Source organism: Streptomyces sp. NPDC048389, assembly GCF_040706335.1.
GTDB lineage: Bacteria > Actinomycetota > Actinomycetes > Streptomycetales > Streptomycetaceae > Streptomyces.
Genome location: NZ_JBEZKP010000010.1, coordinates 127,078 through 142,340, shown reverse-complemented (window position 1 = coordinate 142,340; position 15,263 = coordinate 127,078). Strand labels below are relative to the sequence as shown.

At 70.0% G+C, this 15,263-nt stretch carries 12 protein-coding genes; 4 read left to right on the top strand and 8 right to left on the bottom strand.

Going from position 1 to position 15,263, the window contains the following annotated elements; all coding sequences use genetic code 11:
* Nucleotides 1-71: 71 nt before the first annotated feature.
* Together AB0903_RS10735 and AB0903_RS10730 are read left to right on the top strand one after the other, a co-directional pair.
* The gene (locus tag AB0903_RS10735) at nucleotides 72-1,496 is read left to right on the top strand and encodes a PucR family transcriptional regulator (RefSeq protein WP_366701156.1); all 1,425 of its coding nucleotides are present in this window, start codon (nucleotides 72-74) and stop codon (nucleotides 1,494-1,496) included.
* 104 nt (nucleotides 1,497-1,600) lie between these two features.
* Nucleotides 1,601-2,083 (top strand): hypothetical protein, encoded by a 483-nt coding sequence (locus AB0903_RS10730; RefSeq protein ID WP_366701154.1) that lies wholly within the window; start codon nucleotides 1,601-1,603, stop codon nucleotides 2,081-2,083.
* Nucleotides 2,084-2,234: 151 nt separating this feature from the next.
* Here the strand turns inward: AB0903_RS10730 and AB0903_RS10725 are convergent, their stop codons facing one another.
* From AB0903_RS10725 to AB0903_RS10710, 4 genes are all read right to left on the bottom strand, one after another.
* Nucleotides 2,235-3,101: a SprT family zinc-dependent metalloprotease gene (locus AB0903_RS10725; protein WP_366701152.1), complete on the bottom strand. Its 867-nt coding sequence runs from the start codon at nucleotides 3,099-3,101 to the stop codon at nucleotides 2,235-2,237.
* A gap of 5 nt (nucleotides 3,102-3,106) precedes the next feature.
* Nucleotides 3,107-6,664: a type I restriction endonuclease gene (locus AB0903_RS10720; protein WP_366701150.1), complete on the bottom strand. Its 3,558-nt coding sequence runs from the start codon at nucleotides 6,662-6,664 to the stop codon at nucleotides 3,107-3,109.
* Between the two features lie 99 nt (nucleotides 6,665-6,763).
* Nucleotides 6,764-7,078, bottom strand: coding sequence for a hypothetical protein (locus AB0903_RS10715; RefSeq protein ID WP_366701148.1), 315 nt, complete (start codon nucleotides 7,076-7,078; stop codon nucleotides 6,764-6,766).
* Complete coding sequence (locus AB0903_RS10710; protein ID WP_366701146.1) at nucleotides 7,075-7,398, bottom strand: hypothetical protein; 324 nt, start codon at nucleotides 7,396-7,398, stop codon at nucleotides 7,075-7,077. Before AB0903_RS10710 ends, AB0903_RS10715 begins: the two co-directional genes overlap by 4 nt.
* Before the next feature lie 201 nt (nucleotides 7,399-7,599).
* On the opposite strand from AB0903_RS10710, the gene AB0903_RS10705 reads away from it, so the two are divergent.
* Nucleotides 7,600-8,394 (top strand): helix-turn-helix transcriptional regulator, encoded by a 795-nt coding sequence (locus AB0903_RS10705; RefSeq protein WP_366701144.1) that lies wholly within the window; start codon nucleotides 7,600-7,602, stop codon nucleotides 8,392-8,394.
* A complete protein-coding gene (locus tag AB0903_RS10700; protein ID WP_366701142.1) occupies nucleotides 8,387-8,608 on the top strand; it encodes a DUF397 domain-containing protein in 222 nt (73 codons plus the stop codon). The genes AB0903_RS10705 and AB0903_RS10700 overlap by 8 nt, the downstream gene beginning before the upstream one ends.
* Before the next feature lies 1 nt (nucleotide 8,609).
* Here the strand turns inward: AB0903_RS10700 and AB0903_RS10695 are convergent, their stop codons facing one another.
* The 4 genes from AB0903_RS10695 to AB0903_RS10680 form a co-directional block, all read right to left on the bottom strand.
* Nucleotides 8,610-9,815: a restriction endonuclease subunit S gene (locus AB0903_RS10695; RefSeq protein WP_366701140.1), complete on the bottom strand. Its 1,206-nt coding sequence runs from the start codon at nucleotides 9,813-9,815 to the stop codon at nucleotides 8,610-8,612.
* Nucleotides 9,805-12,414 (bottom strand): class I SAM-dependent DNA methyltransferase, encoded by a 2,610-nt coding sequence (locus AB0903_RS10690; protein WP_366701138.1) that lies wholly within the window; start codon nucleotides 12,412-12,414, stop codon nucleotides 9,805-9,807. Before AB0903_RS10690 ends, AB0903_RS10695 begins: the two co-directional genes overlap by 11 nt.
* Before the next feature lie 93 nt (nucleotides 12,415-12,507).
* Nucleotides 12,508-13,167 (bottom strand): RloB family protein, encoded by a 660-nt coding sequence (locus AB0903_RS10685; RefSeq protein WP_366701136.1) that lies wholly within the window; start codon nucleotides 13,165-13,167, stop codon nucleotides 12,508-12,510.
* The gene (locus AB0903_RS10680; RefSeq protein WP_366701134.1) at nucleotides 13,167-14,426 is read right to left on the bottom strand and encodes an ATP-binding protein; all 1,260 of its coding nucleotides are present in this window, start codon (nucleotides 14,424-14,426) and stop codon (nucleotides 13,167-13,169) included. Before AB0903_RS10680 ends, AB0903_RS10685 begins: the two co-directional genes overlap by 1 nt.
* Nucleotides 14,427-15,263 lie beyond the last annotated feature (837 nt).

Sequence of the window (15,263 nt, the reverse complement as noted above, 5' to 3'; positions counted from 1 at the left end):
TAGGTGGTCGGAAGGCGTTGCTGAAGTGTACGTTTCATCCATTCTCCTCGCCGTCTATGGATGGACCGTCCATGCCGGAGCCCGCAGCGGCCCCACCCACCCCGCCGATCCCACTGGCCGCACTCCTCGCCGACCGGGAGCTGGGCCTGCGCCGGCTCGCGGGCCCGCCCGCCGCCGACGGGGCGGTCGTCCACATGGTCCACACCTCGGAGATGGCGGACCCGTACCCGTATCTGCTCGGCGGCGAGCTGCTGCTCAGCGCGGGCGTGCTGCTGACCGACGCGGACCGCTATGTCTCACGCGTCGTGGAGGCGGGCGCGGTGGCGCTCGGCTTCGGCGTGGCACCCGTCCACGACACGGTGCCCGCAGACTTGGTCGACGCGTGCGAACGGCACGGGCTGGCGCTGCTGGAGGTGCCGCCCGAGACCCCGTTCACCGCCGTCGCCCGAACCGTGTGGCGGCTGATGGCCGAGGCCCGCCACCTCGAGCTGCGCCGGGTGACCCGGGCCCAGCAGGGCCTGGCCGCGGCGGCGGCCCGCCCCGACCCGGTACCGGCGGTGCTGCACCAGCTCGCGGTACGGCTCGAGGGCTGGGCGGTCCTGCTCGGCCCGGACGGCACACGGCTCTACGCGGCGGGCCGCGAACCGGCGGCCGACGTGGTGACGGGCGTGGCCAGGCTGGCGCGCGTGGTCGGCCCGGGTACGTCACCCCGCCCCGCCCCGGCCTCCGCGACGGACCGGGTGGCCGACCGGCATCTCGCCGCCTACGTCCTCGGCGGCAGCCAGGGCCTCGTCCTCGGGCTGGCCACGCCCGCCCGCGAGCCCGGCGACCACACCGTCGCCGGGGTCGCCGTCGTACTCCTCTCCCTGCTCACCGCCCCGCACCAGGACACCGACGCCGCCGGACGCAGCGCCGCGCTGGTGCGGCTGCTGCTCGGCGCGGCGCCCGGCGAGACGGCCCCGCTGCTCGGGCCGGGCCCGTGGACGGTGGTCCACGCCCGCGGCGACCGCTCCCCCTTCGCGGCTGCCGCCCTCGGCGCGGCCCTCGGCAGCGCGCTCGTCGACGCGGACGCGGACGGCACCGTACGGATCCTGCTGCCGGCCGGCCGGGAGGCGACGACGCAGCCCGGCTGGACGCTCGGCGTGAGCGCCCCGGCCGGCCCCGACGAACTCCCGGCCGCCGACGCCCAGGCGGCCCGGGCCGTCCGCCACGCGGTCGCCACCCGCAAGGATCTCGTCCACCACCGGACCGCCGACCCGCTCTCCCTCGACGCCGCCCGCCTGCGCCTGGCCCCGCTCGCGGACTCCCCGGCACTCGTCGAGACACTGCGCACCTGGCTCTCCCTGCACGGCAGCTGGGACCGCACCGCCGCGGCCATGGCCGTCCACCGCAACACCGTCCGCCAGCGCATCGGCCGCTGCGCGGCACTGCTGGACGCGGACCTGGACGACGTGGACGTCCGGATGGAGCTGTGGTTCGCGCTGCGGCACGGGTAGACGGTCCGACGTCCACGGTTCCGTCGCAAGTCCACGACCGACGCGGCCGAAAGCTGTCGGCACGCACCAATCCACCTGCCCGTCAGGTGTGTTGCAATTCCCGCATGGCCACTCCTGCTGACGGCACCAGGGTTCTCGGCCCGGACGGGCCCGAGCGCCGCCTGCGCGCCGAGATCGAGCGGTTACGGGACGAGGCGACGCAACAGAAGGGACTGGCCCACCGCCGGGCCGAGTTCTGGACCAAGGCCCACATCATCCTGGGCTTCCCGGCCGCCCTCCTCGCCGGTACCGCCGGAGCCGCCGGCCTCGCCACGGCGGACGCCCGCATTCCCGCCGCGCTCCTCGCCCTCGCCTCGGCCGGCTTCGCGGCCGGGGCGGGCTTCCTCCGCAGCGACGTCCGCTGCCGTGCCAACAAGCGCGCCCGGCACGCGTGGGCGGCCCTGGAAGGCCGCGCCACGGTGAAACTGGCACACGAGCGCCTGTCCGCCGAGGACCTCGCCGAACTCCTCGACCACCGCCAGACGGCACTGTCGGCCTACGACGCGGAGGACCCCCAGCCGGGCCCGCCGCCGACACTGCCGGGCTGATCTCACCCCGGTCCCCGACTCAGGGCCGCCTGCCAGGTGCGGCCCCTCTGACACCGCTGCCTCAGTCGGTCGGATGCCGCTCCGCGCAACCTTGGGAGCGTCACGGACGAACGCGGCTGCGCGTGCGAGGTTCGTCGGCCCGCGCCGGGGATCAGCGCCGGGGCCATTTCACCGCGTGGGCCCACCCGCCTTCACCTGGCCCCGCCGGGTCTGGTCGCAGCACAGCCGACGGCTGTGCGATGTCCCCCATCCACATACGCCGCCCCAGCTCGTCGAGTTCCGTCCTGCGCTCCTCGAATTCCGGAAGTGCCCGCCCGAGCAGCGCCCAGAAATCCGGGCCATGGCCATGGATTCTCACATGGGCGAGCTCATGGGCGACGACGTAGTCCACCAGGTGCATGGGGAGCTGGAACAGCGGCCAGCCGAGGCTCATCCGGCCCTTGTCCCCGCTGTCCGGGCCGGGCCGGTAGCTGCCCCAGCGTCCTTGGAGATCGGACACGTCCAGGGCGGGCTCGGACACCCCCATGCGGGCTGCCCACGGCTGGAGGCGCCCCCCGGCCCACCGTCGGCCGGCCCGGCAGTACCAGGCAATGAGCGCCGCCCGGCCGAGCGCGGGATCGGCGGCCTGCGCCGCGCCCAGCACGAGCCGTCCGGCGGCCAGCCGCACAGGGGCGTCCTCCGCACGGTCCTCATCGACGGTGAGCCGGTACGTGCGCCCCAGGTAACGGAAGACCTCGCCTTCCACGAGGCGCTTGGGCGGGGTGAGCGGTCGGGTCCGTTCGCGGACGGCGAGCTTGTCCGCCACCCATGCCCGGTGGGCCCGGACGAAGTCCGCCGCGTCGGCTGCCACGCGCCCCTGAGGCGTGTGCAGCGTGATCTCGGAGTCCAGCTCGACCGTGAGCGCGAAGCGCTTGCGCCGGGGGCTGACCCGGACGTCCAGCACCAGACCGTCGACGGCGAGCCGGTCGCCCTCGGTGAGAGCGACCGGCGAAACGGAGTCGACGGTGGAGGCGGTCATCCCGCCTATTCTCCCTTCCGCCTCGCCCGGAACGGCGCCCGGTTGCTGTTGGCGTGGGCGGCGAGTCCTTCAGCGAGCGCCCGGAGCGCCCCCCAGTCCGAACCGGCGGGCCGCACCCGTCCCTGGAGCAACACCATCTCGATCCTGCCGGCGAGAAGAGTGATGTCCTGCTCCTGACCTTGGTAGGAAGCCTTGGTCATGGTCTCGGCAGCCGTGTCGCACACCGCTCCGACGACGGCCCGCAGGTCGGCTTCGCTCGTGTCCACGCCGGGGTTGTCCACCGTGTCCCTGTCCAGCAGGCGGTACACGACCTGCTCCAACGGGGTGAGCCCCGCGAACCTCGGATCCTCCTCGCTCCGACGGCGCACCTCCTCGAAGAGCGGCCCGAACTCCCTGATCTGGTCGTCGAAGCGGCCCGGCATCTCCCTCAGGATCTCCTCCAGCCGCTGCGAGAGCCGGGTGTACTTCTCCGGGTCCTCCCGCTTGACCCGCTCCTCCAGGTGGAATCGCAGGGCGTGCCCCATCTCGGCGGCGGCCTCACGGGCGGGCATGGCCCGCACCCTCTCGTCGAACAGCGGCGACGCCAGTGACACGGGTGCGATCACCTGGTCGATCTCCGGGCCCTCCAGATGCTCGGCGATCAGGGATCGGACCTTGCGGCCGTACCTGCGCATCGTGAAGGCACCGCCCGCCGCGTCCCGGTGAAGGGTGCGGATGCGCTTCTGCAGCAGACCCCAGCGGCGGGCCTCGGCCACGTAGTCCAGGCCGCGCTCGTGCGGCAACACCCGCTCCAGCGTGGTGAGGAACCCGTGCAGCACGTTGTCGAACCCCGCGCGCACGGAGTCGTCCTCGAAGGCCAGGGCCGCGTTCCGTACGTCGGCGAAGTCGACGAGATCCGCGTCGATGACACCGGCGTGGTCCTGGAGGTACCGGCGTACCTCCTCCGCCGCCGGTTCCAGGCTGTCGACCTCGACGGACATGCTGAGCATGGTGTCGTCGACGTCGGCCTTCCTGTACTCGGCGAGCGCGCTGCTCAGGTGCTCGAAGACTCCGTAGTAGTCGACGACGTATCCGATCTCCTTGCCCCGCATCGGCCGGTTCACCCGGGCGACGGCCTGCAGCAGTTCGGCGTCCCGGATCGGACGGTCCAGGTAGAGCGACTGTTCACGCGGGGCGTCGAAGCCGGTGAGGAGCATGGATTTGACGATCAGGAAGGCGATCGGGCTGTCGGGATGCACGGGATCGGGCTCGGTGACCGACCGCTCCTGCTGGTCCGCACTCTCCCGGGACCACGGATTGCCTCCGGTGGCCTCCGGAGCCTGTGGCTCGTTCACTGGGGGGTGGAAGGGTGTGGTGAGGACCCAGTCGGGCTCCTTGGGGAGCGTCGGGAACGCCTGGTGGAAGCGCTCGATGTACGCGGCCTGCCTCACCGGGTCCGTCCAGTGCAGCCACTGGCGCCGCTTGCGCTCCTTGCCGGGCGAGACGACCGGCACGAAGTCGATCCGGCGCAGCAGCGAACGGAACCGGTACGCCTGGAAGAGATACCGGGTCCGCCGGTCCATGTCCTCGACCGGCGTCCCACTGACCGACTCCGGACGGAACTCCGCCAGCTCCGCCAGCAGCGCGTCGCGCGCGGCCCGCAACGCGTGGTGGTACTCGACCGCGGCCTTCCGGCTGACCGCCGCGATCTGGGCCTTGAAGCCGCCACTGGACAGCACGGTGGTCACCCAGTGCTCCAGCATGTCCTCGGCCTTGGCGCGGATCATGGGCTTCGACTCCGCCACGTCCCGCTCCGTGGGCCAACGGTTCAGGAGTTCACGCTTCTCCTCGTCGCTGCGGTCGCGGATGAGGTCCTCGAAGCGCCGGTCCAGGCCCTCTTGGTCGAGCACCGCCCCCTCGCCGGTGCGGCCCTCGTAGCGGATACGGACGACCACACCGTCGTTCTCGGCGTCCGCCATCCGGTACTCGTCCAGAAACGTCTGCCCGGAACCGCCGTGGAAGATCCGGCGGGTGTCCTCGGCCTTCCCGGTCATGATCGGCGTGCCGGTGAAACCGATCTTCGCCGCGTTGGGGATCGCCTTGCGCAGGGCCGCGTGCAGCAGGCTGGTGTGCGAGCGGTGCGCCTCGTCGACGAGGACGAGGATGTCGGACGAGGTGTTGCACTCGGGGAAGTTGGGCACTGGCGGCAGCTTCGCCGCGCGCCGCTCCCGCCGGTTCTTCTCCGCCTGCTCGTACTCGGCAGCGAAGTCCCGCTCGTCCCCGTCCTCCTCCGGCTCGGCGGCGAACGTGAAGCCGCCGGCCCCGTACTTCTGGATCATCGCGAACACGACCCGCCGGCCGCCGTCCCGCAGCAACCCTTCCATCTGGGCTGCGTTCTTCGCGGTCTCCACCTCGGACTCGCTCAGGCGCAAGGTCTCCGCGAGCTGCCGCTGCAGCTGCGTCCGGTCGGTGACGACAACCACCATGAACTCGCTGAGCCGGTGGTGCAGATGCATCCGGCGGACGAGGAAGGTCATGGTGAGACTCTTGCCGGAGCCCTGGGTGTGCCAGATGACACCCCCGCGCTCGTCGTCGAGCACCGACCCGCCACGTGCCTTGCCGGTGAGCAGCTTGCGGACCGCCTTCTCGGCGGCCCGGTACTGCTGGTGCCGGGCTACGGCCTTGACCCTCCGGGCGCCGCCCGCCTCGGTCGGCACGGTCATCGGCACGATGTAGTGCCGGACCATCCTGAGGAGCGCTTCCGGGCGCAGGACGACACCGACCAGCTTGTGGCGTTCGTTGAGCTTGCCGACGCCGTCCGGGAGTTCGGCGGTGAGCGTCGCCGGGTCCTCGGGCTCGACGCTGCGCCAGGGGTGGAAGTGGTCCGGGGTGGAGGTGATCGTGCCCAGGTGGGCGGTCTCCGAGGTCGCGGCGACGAGGAGCTGCACCGTGCGGAAGAGTTCCGGGACGCCGGCGGGCAGCGGAGGGCCGTCGCCGTCCCGTTCGTCGTCGGGGAGGGGGGATCCGGCGTAGTGCCGCAGGTCGACGACGGCGTCGTGGACCGGATCGACGAGGTCCGGGCTCTTGCACTCGACGGCGACGAGGGGAATGCCGTTCACGAAGAGGACGATGTCGAGGACCGACTCCTCGCCGGACCGGTTCCGCACGCGGAGCTGGTCGACGACGGTGAACTCGTTCCGGTCGGCTCGCTCCTCGTGCCACTCGATGTACTGGACGGTGGCGGAGGGGCCGCCGTGCGCGGCGGACGGCCCGGGGAGCAGCAGACCGCTGAGGAGGAGGTCGGTGGTGTCGAGGTTGGCCTTCTCGACGCCCTCGCCGAGGGAGACGGACGCCAGGGCGTTGACCGCCCGCCTGACGTCGTCCTTCTCGTCCATCCACGGCAGGCCGTCGGTGGCAAGGAGGTTGATCCGGCGCAAGGCCCTGGCCAGCTGATCGGTGAGGAACGGGGCATCGGCGTCGAGCGTGCCGATGTCATGGCCGGGGACGTGCTTCCAGCCCATGGCCTTGAGCTGTGCGACGGTCGGCCGCTCCACCTCGTCCCGTTCGACCTGCATCGCCACCATGTCCCCACGCCCCTCGCCCGCTCACCGCACCGTGCAGGTGATCCATTCTGCGTGATGGGCAGGGATCGGGCGAGAGTTCAAGCCGGTTGGCGGGTCGGTCTATTGGGGGTGATCGGTGTCCGAGGAGGCCGGTCTCAGCCGCGCGCCCCGACTCCGCGCGACGCGGTGCACCTCGCGCAGGGACTCCGCGAGGCGGGCTACGACGTAGCGGAGCTGCTCGGGCGTCGCCGAGGGGTCGCGCAACAGGTCCTCGACGTGGCCGAGAAGGCCGGTGGCCATGCCGAGCTGCACGCTCTCGATGTTGTCGGCGACGCGGGAGACGTAGCCCTCGCCGTCTGTGACGAGATAGCAGGGCTTGCCCTCGGGGCCGGTCCAGGGGAGCAGCCGGGCGACGTCCGCGGTGTGCGGGCTCACGCCGCGACCTCCCGTCCGTGAATGACGCGGGGGCCGATGTCGACGCCGTGCACGGCCAGCCACAGGGCACGGCGGCGGCCCCGCTGACGACGGGCCTCGGCCTGCCGGCGCTCGTGGGCGAGGAGGTAGGGCCGGACGAGGGGGCTGTCCTCTCCCCGGAGATACGGCTCGGGGAGAGGAGTTGGGGTGGGGGCGGGCTCGGGCTCGGGCGGATGCGGAACGAGAGGGCAATGCGCACACGGCGGGCGGTGACGTCCGGGCGACGGAGGCCACAGGAGCCGCAGCAGCGGGTCCAGCATCCGGGCGATACAGTGCAACACGTCTTCGACTCCTGTGCAGTTGAGGGCCACGCCCCCGGACCGTTCACGTCGGTCGCGGGGGTCTCGCGTGCTCGGCTCCACCGGGCTGGCCCGCCCGGCAGGACTTCGCTCTGTAGCGATTCCCTCACAGCGTGAGACCGGTATGGCTACCCTGAACAGGGGGTTCGAGGTGACAGAGCTTTTGTCGCAAAGGGGTTGACGATGACCAACGTCTACGGGGAGTGGCTGAAGGAGCAGCGGGAGGCGTCCGGCCTCACCCAGCAGGAGCTGGCCGACGTCGCGATCATGACGCGTTCACACATCGCTCACATCGAGGCGGGCCGCCGGATTCCGTCCCACGAGGACGCGCGGCGGCTGGACAGGGCGTTGGGCACGGGAAATGTGTTGCAGAGCTTCCTGCCGAAGCAGGACGTGGCCGTCGCGAACTACTTCGAGGCAGCATTGGCGCTCGAACAACAGGCGACGGTGATCCGCGAGTTCGCGTTGTCGTTTGTTCCGGGCATCCTCCAGACGGAGAGGTACGCGCGTGCGGTTCTGAGCACGTCGTACCCCCCTGTGAGTGAAGAGGAATGTGACAGGCTCGTCGTCACACGGCTCCAGCGCGCAAAGGTGCTGGTGAACCCTGTGAGCCCCGTGATATGGGCGCTTGTCGACGAGGCAGTGCTGCGCCGGATGGTGGGCAGCGAGGAGGTCATGGCGGAGCAGATCACGCACATGGTCCGGCTCGTGGAGTCGGGGCGGGTGCGGGTGCATGTGCTGCCGTTCGGGCTCGGCGTACACACACTCATGCAAGGCATGCTCACCCTGATGAAGTTCGAGGACCAGCCGCCTGTGGCGTACTCCGAAGGCATCCAGGTGGGCCAGGTGCATGACTCCCCGGCCGTGGTCGATCGACTCGAAGGCGCCTACGATCTTGCGCTGAGCGACGCACTGCCGCTCAAGGAGTCAACTGCCCTCCTCCGGGCGACAGCGAAGGACTATGGACACCGTGAATGAGCGCACCATCCCAGACGCTTCGGCCCTGACCGGCTGGCGCAAGTCGACGTACAGCGGCAACGAGGGCGGCAGTTGCGTCGAGGTAGTGGACGGCTACCCGTTGGGTGTTCCAGTCCGCGATTCAAAGGTTTCATGCGGCCCCGCGCTCGTCTTTAACCCCATCGCCTGGTCATCGCTTGTTTCATCTCTGAAGAGCGGCAACTTCTCTGCCTGACTCAGCTATTCCCGCCTAGCAGGTCGCTCACAACCCCCAACCTCAGATGCCTCAGCTTGGCCAACTCCTGCCGTTCTGCCCGAACGCTCTTCTCCTGATCGGAGAGCAGGCTCACCACTCTCCGCTGTTCGCTTACGGGCGGGCACGGGACGGGCATGGCCTTCACCTGAGATGAACTGACCGAGGCCAAGTTCGTCGTCTGCTTAGCCACCCTAAGGAAGTAAGCGCGCCCCTCCTGGGACGCCAAATAGAGAGCCAAGAACTCGGGAACGAGAAACTCTAGGCAGCAGCGGACACGAAAAATGTGGTTCTGATGCAGGCAAGGGTCGATACGCCCGTCCCAGACGCCACCGCGCCCGAGCTTATCAAGATCCCCTCCCTCGGTGAGGAGAACATCACCGGGCGCAAGGCGGAACCTCTGCACGTCGCTCGGCGTCACCCTGACAAGTTTCATGTCGTCCGTCGAGATGTGCTCACTCTGCACATTCGCCACACGCAGGTATGGGACTTCCACCGTCCCGGCTCCAGCGGCCAGTCCGCCAAGCGTGAGGCCACCGGCGACACGAGCAACAGTTTCAAGCGGGCTCATCGGCCATCGTGTGGAGCCACGTTCGGGAAATACACCCTGCAGCATTCCCTGACGTAGCTTGCCCAACTTTACGATTGACGCTTCAATGACACGCTCCTGCGCCGCCATCGCGTCGACCACCTCGACGATCCGCCGCTGCTCAGACAAGGACCTCAGCGGAAACAGCAGGGCACCGAAGCGGTCTCCACCGAGGTGGGCGATACTTGTCGTCTGCTTCGCATTGGCTGCGAAAGCACCGGTAGCAAGCCACCGCTCAAAGATGATCTGCGCATACGCGGACAGCACTTCACCACCGGGCCGAAACCGCACGAGCGTGTTCTGAAAGCAGTACTCCCCCTCAGAGCCCTCGTAGATCGCACTTCGCCCGACAAGGTCCAGGCTCTGCCCCTCGTTCAGCAAGATATCGCCCGGCTTGAGACCATAGATTCTCCGCTCGCCAGAGCTGAATCCCATGGAGTTCACATCGGAGTAGTCGATGCGTCCCAGAAGTACGTTCGCGACACGCAGGTAGGGAAACTGCCCAGCCGCCTCCCGGCTGCTCGGCGAGAGCTGCTTGCCCATGCGGACCTCGCCGACCTCCCGCACCGGAATCCAACGGACCTCGGCGTCAGTCGACATATCCCAGCTCCTTCAGAAACTCGTCCAGCGTCGCCGCCGCCCGCTCCCGCTCCGCGCGGATCTCCGTCAGCGAAACCGCGTACTTGTCCGTCCACACCCCGTACGCGTCGACCAACTCCCTCCGACGCCGCACCACATGCCCCTCCAGCTTCCCCGCCAGGTCGTCCCGCAGCAGGTCGAGCACCACGCGCCGCTCCCCCTCCGGGTCATCCACCAGCCGCTTCCGCGCCGCGATCAGCCTCGGCGGGTCCTCAGCCAACTTCGACGGGTCCGGCCAGGGGAACCAGAACTCCGCCTCCAGCTTCTTGACGCGCGCCGCCGCCTTCGTGCGTTCCTTCTTCACATGCGCCAGCTCCGCCAGCTGCTCCACGCTCAGCTCGACCTGCTCCCGTGTGACAGCGTCCTCGTCACCCTCGGTCTCGCCCTCCTCCTCCGACTCCGACCGCTCCGGCTCCGCGTTGAGTTCCTTCCAACGCGCGTCCAGCTCCGCCTTGCGGGCGTCCGCCTCGGCCAGATCCGTCAGGAACTCCGGGACAATCGCCGCGACCACCTTGTGGTCGTACGCCTGCCGGCGTTCCGCGGCCGTGCGCTTGCGCACCTTCCGCGTCTTCGGGTCCTGCTCGGGCGCGAGCAGGGTCTCGACGTTCTCGACCCAGCCGTCCAGCACTCCGGCGAAGCCGTTCTCCGACAGGGCCAGCAGGTCGTACTTGGCCTCGTACCACCAGCCGGCCACCGCGCCCGCGAGCGCGTACCGGTCGAGGAGGCCGATCCCACCGAGTCGCTTCACGAACGACTCGATCAGCGAACCCCGCACCGCCATCAGTGCCGCCTTGCGCTCCGGCGCCGTCAGATCCGCCAGGCGCTCGTCCGTGGCGGCCACGGCCTCCAGGTGACGGGCTTCCTCCTCCCACCACTTGGCGAAGGCGACCCGCAGCTCCTCCTCACGTGGCCGCGCCAGCTCCGCCAGCCTGGCCGCGTCCGGGCGCTCACCCTCGGGCAGGAAGTCCACATACGCCGGGTCCACCGGGTCCCGGTCGGCGAACAGGTCCTCCAGGCGCACCCCGTACGCGTCCAGCAGCTCCCGCTTCGCCTCGATCTCCGCGCGCGGCATCCCGCCCGTCAGATGCGCCCGCACGTCCTGCGGCTCCGGCGGAGGCGTGTTGTCCACGTAGCGGCGGATGTTGAGGTTGTAGTCGTTCTCCCGCAGCTCGTCACGGCCGACCCACCGGGCGAAGCCGGGCACGTCGTCCTGTCCACGGAAGGTGGTGACGATCTTCTCCGCGTGCTCGGGCAGCAGCACGTTCTGTGCTCGCTCCGCGTGGTACTCGCGGTCGGCGTTGACGAAGAGGACCCGGCCCTCCCGGTCGCGGTCCTTCTTGCCGGGCGGGCGGAGCACCAGGATGCAGGCGGGGATGCCTGTGCCGTAGAAGAGGTTCGGGGCGAGGCCGATGACCGCCTCGATCGCGTCCTTCTCGATCAGTTCGGCGCGGATGTCCCGTTCGCCGCCGCCCCGGAAGAGCACGCCGTGCGGCATGACCGTGATGACCATGCCGCCGCGCCCCTCCTGCTTGGTCATCCAGAGCATGTGCTGGAGGAACATCAGGTCGGCTTTGCCGCGCTCGCTCGTCGCACCGTACTTCGCGCGCTCCGCCTTGTGCGGGTAGTTCTCGTACGTGTAGTCCATGGAGAACGGCGGGTTGCTCAGTACGCCGTCGTACCGGTCCGCGTCCGACCTCGGTGTGTGCGCCGGCTCCGAGAGGGTGTCGCCGGTGCGCAGGTCGAAGCGGGTGCTGACACCGTGCAGCACCATGTTCATCGTGGACATGATCCAGGAGCCGCTGTTGGCGTCCTGGCCCGCGAAGAACATGTTCTCGGCGTCCCCGCCGTGCTCCTCGACGTACTCCTTGGCGTGGATGAGCATGCCGCCCGAGCCGACGCAGGGGTCGTAGATGCGGGTGCCGTCCTTGGGGTCGAGCAGTTCGACCATCATGCGAACCACGGCGCGCGGGGTGTAGAACTCGCCGCCCTTGCGGCCGGCGGTGTCGGCGAATTCCTTGATCAGGTACTCGTACGCGGCGCCGATCAAATCCGGGAACTCGAAGTCGTCCGTCCGCAGCCGCACCCGTCCGAAGTGGGCGATCAGCAGCTTCAGTCGCTGGTCGGCGAGCTTCGCCGCGCCGGCCGTGGCGCCCGAGCCGCCGATCCGGTTGAAGTCGAGCTGGTCGAAGAGACCCCGCAGCTTGGCATTCTGTCCTTCGAGGGCCTGGAGCGCGGGGCGCAGCCGCTCTTCGTTGACGTTCTGGGTGCCGGAGGAAATCCACTTCCAGCGCGCGGCCTTCGGTACGAAGAGGACGCCTCGGTCGCCGTAGGGAGTCGGGTTCTCCAGCCAGCCCTCCAACTGCTCACCGGTCAGGCCCAGAGCGTTCTCCGCGTCCTCCCTGATCCGCTCGCGCGCCGCCTCGAACTCGTCGTTGGCCCGCTTCAGGAACAGCAGGCCGAAGATGTAGTCCTTGTACTCGGAGGCGTCCATCGTGCCGCGGAGGATGTCCGCGGCGGCGAACAGATGCCGCTCCAACTGCGCGAGCGTGAGCTTGGCCACGTCACCGTCTTCCCTACGACCCGATACGACCAGGGAACCCTACGGCGAGACGGGGCACAGGTCCTAACCGCGAGCGTGAACGGCCATTTCACGTCAGTACCCGGTGATCCTCAAGCCCTTCTCGACGAATTCGTACACGTCCGTGTAGGGGTCGCGCTGGTCCTTCGCCACATGGGCGGGATGCTGGGCGTTGATCTTCTGCGCCCACTTCTTCGCCTGGGCGTAACTGCCCTCGGGGAGTTCGTCCGGCCGCATGTGCTTGAGCTGCTCGGGGCTGCCGCCGAAGGGAAGCTGCCGCACGGCCTCCCCGCAGACTCCGCCGAACTGACCGTGGACCGGCTTGTGGTGGAGCAGCCGCCAGAGCTCGAAGCAGGGGTGCGAGAAGGCGACCTCGACCCCCGCCTCCTTCGCCAGTTTCAGAGCGTCCGGGATTTGGAGGTGCTGGTCCCGGTCGAAGAGACACCAGACCTCCGGCCAGAGCTTCTCGTCCAGCTTCGCCCGCTTCGCCGCCCGCGTCTCCTCGCGCATCAGCCGCGCCGCAGCCTGGACAAGCGTGATCGGTTTGCGCTGCGATCCCGGCGCCGAGGCGTTCGCGATGCGGATCTCGACACCGGTCTCGGCCGGTTTGCCGCGCACGATGTCGATGTACTGCGGCTCGGTCACCCGGCCCTCGGTGAAGACGTGGACGACCTTGTAGCGCCGCTGCCCCTTCTTCGCGGGTCCCAGCGTGTCCTTCCCCCTCGTGCGCCCCATCAGCCGCCGCTCCGCTCCGCCTCGTGCTCGCGTTCCCCTTCGGTGGCCACCAGCAGCCGCCGGGCGATCTGGCCCTCCAGCAGTGCGGGGACGGCGCCGAAGGCCCCGGCCAGGTACGCCTTCATCAGGTCCTCGTCCTCCCCGGGGGAGGCGGCGGTCAGCGGATACAGCTCGGTGGCCCCGACCTCGTCCTTCTCGGTGAGCCACACCTGGGCCGGCTCCAGCAGGCGGCCGCCGCTCGGTGTGGTGAGGACGGAGGGATCGTGCGAGGTGAACACCAGCTGCGCGCCCTTGGCGTTGGCCTCCGGGTCGTGGAAGAGCCGGATGACCTCGGCGGCGAAGCGCGGGTGGAGGCTGGCGTCCAGTTCGTCGACGAGGAGTACCGCGCCCTCGTCCAGGGCCAGCAGCAGGGGGCCGAGCAGGGCGTACCAGGAGCGGGTGCCGTAGGACTCGTGCCGCCATTCGAGCGGGGTGTCGCCCGCGCCGGACCGGTGGGTGAGCCGGACCTCCGGCACCCCCCGTGCGCCCTCGACGGCTTCCGCACCGGTGATGCCGAGGTCCGCGACGCGCAGCAGCTCGTTGATGCGGCGAGCCCGCCTGCCCGCCAGCTCGCGGGTGGTGAAAGCCTCCCGCTCCGGCCGCTCCTCCTCGGGGTTGATCAGCCAGAGATTGCGGCGGAACCAGTGGAAGAGGGGGGTCAGCTGCGGGTGGTTGTCGGTACCGGCCGTGGAGAGGACCAGCGCGTTCGGCCGGGTGCGCCGCTCCAGTCCGGCACGGTCCTTCACCCGGGCGCCCGGCCAGTCGTAGACCTTGGCGCGCGAGGCGTCCCGATCGAGCCACACCTGGCGGTGGCCGCGCGGATAGCTGTGCAGCCACTCGGCCTCGACCCGCTCGGGGCCGAGCTCGAAGCCGTAGGTCCAGCGCACGCCCTCGAGGACCAGGTCCACCTCGTAGAAGCTCGGCTCCTCACCGCTCTTGCCGTCCAGTGCGAAAGGGGTTCGGTCGGTGCCGTCGTACGAGGCCCAGCGCGCGTAGGAGTCCTGCACCGCACGGCTCATGTCGGTCATCGCGGCGAGGACGTTCGACTTGCCCGAGGCGTTCGCGCCGAAGATGCCCACCAGAGGGAGTACGCCGACCATGCCCCCGGCCAGCTCGACGCGCCTCGCGGCGGCGCTCGGCTCGTCCCCGGGCATGACGAACGTCAGCTCCTGCTCGTCGCGCAGTGACCGCACATTGGCCGTGCGGAATCTCAGCAGCATGCCGGCCCCTCTCCGACGTTCAGCCTAGTCGTCACGGCGGACAGTGCCTCTTCCCGGGCCCGAGCGAGCGGTGCGGTGCCCCCCGTCCGGCGTGACGGGGCCCCTGTCGCAGCCCCCGTGCCGGGCGCGGACCGCCCCGTCTCAGCCCGCTCGGCGCCGCTGGGCGCCCACGACGCGGCCCGAGAAGAGGAAGATGCCGAGGAAGGTGGAGCCGTAGCCGTGGTCCCGGGCCGGTCCGCGGCGCGGGCGCGGGCACGTGGACACCAGGGTCGAGGAAGCGCGTGGGGGTCCCGAGAGTCGCCTGAGGGCTCACTTTCAAGTTGCCACCGGTTCAGGACACTTGCAGCAGGGCAAAAGGACACGAAGGTGTCCCAAATCGATGAAAACTTCGGAGTCACGCTCAAAGAGCACCGAAATGCCCGCTGTCGCGGCGGTAGCTCACCGAAGGGCGGCTCCGTCAGCCCTCCCCGCCGCCGCAAGCGGGGCGACGCGGACGCCAGGGGCGGGCCACTGCCCTCACCACCCACCGAGCGGTGACCAGCGGGGCATGAACCGCAGCAAGGGGACCACCGCTTGCCGCTGAACCGAGCCCGCCGCCCCACTCCACTGCCGCGCGCCCCGCAGGGCCCATTCGCCCGCAGGCCGGGAACCGGCGGCGGCCACGCACCCACCGGGGGAGACCCTCCCCCGGCCGCCCTCCCAAGTGGGTGGAAAGCGGCGCAGGGGCGGGGGTCAAGGGTGGGCAAAGCCCATCGCGCAGCGACGCGGCGAAGGAGCGCCCCTGACGCACGGCCCGGAGCCGCGACCGTCAAGACCAGGAGGGCGACCCCACGCCAC

Excerpts from the sequence above, each read along its gene's own strand:
- AB0903_RS10735 (WP_366701156.1), top strand. The coding sequence starts at position 72 with ATGCCGGAGCCCGCAGCGGCCCCACCCACCCCGCCGATCCCACTGGCC.
- AB0903_RS10730 (WP_366701154.1), top strand. The coding sequence starts at position 1,601 with ATGGCCACTCCTGCTGACGGCACCAGGGTTCTCGGCCCGGACGGGCCC.
- AB0903_RS10725 (WP_366701152.1), bottom strand. The coding sequence starts at position 3,101 with ATGACCGCCTCCACCGTCGACTCCGTTTCGCCGGTCGCTCTCACCGAG.
- AB0903_RS10720 (WP_366701150.1), bottom strand. The coding sequence starts at position 6,664 with ATGGTGGCGATGCAGGTCGAACGGGACGAGGTGGAGCGGCCGACCGTC.
- AB0903_RS10705 (WP_366701144.1), top strand. The coding sequence starts at position 7,600 with ATGACCAACGTCTACGGGGAGTGGCTGAAGGAGCAGCGGGAGGCGTCC.
- AB0903_RS10695 (WP_366701140.1), bottom strand. The coding sequence starts at position 9,815 with ATGTCGACTGACGCCGAGGTCCGTTGGATTCCGGTGCGGGAGGTCGGC.
- AB0903_RS10685 (WP_366701136.1), bottom strand. The coding sequence starts at position 13,167 with ATGGGGCGCACGAGGGGGAAGGACACGCTGGGACCCGCGAAGAAGGGG.
- AB0903_RS10680 (WP_366701134.1), bottom strand. The coding sequence starts at position 14,426 with ATGCTGCTGAGATTCCGCACGGCCAATGTGCGGTCACTGCGCGACGAG.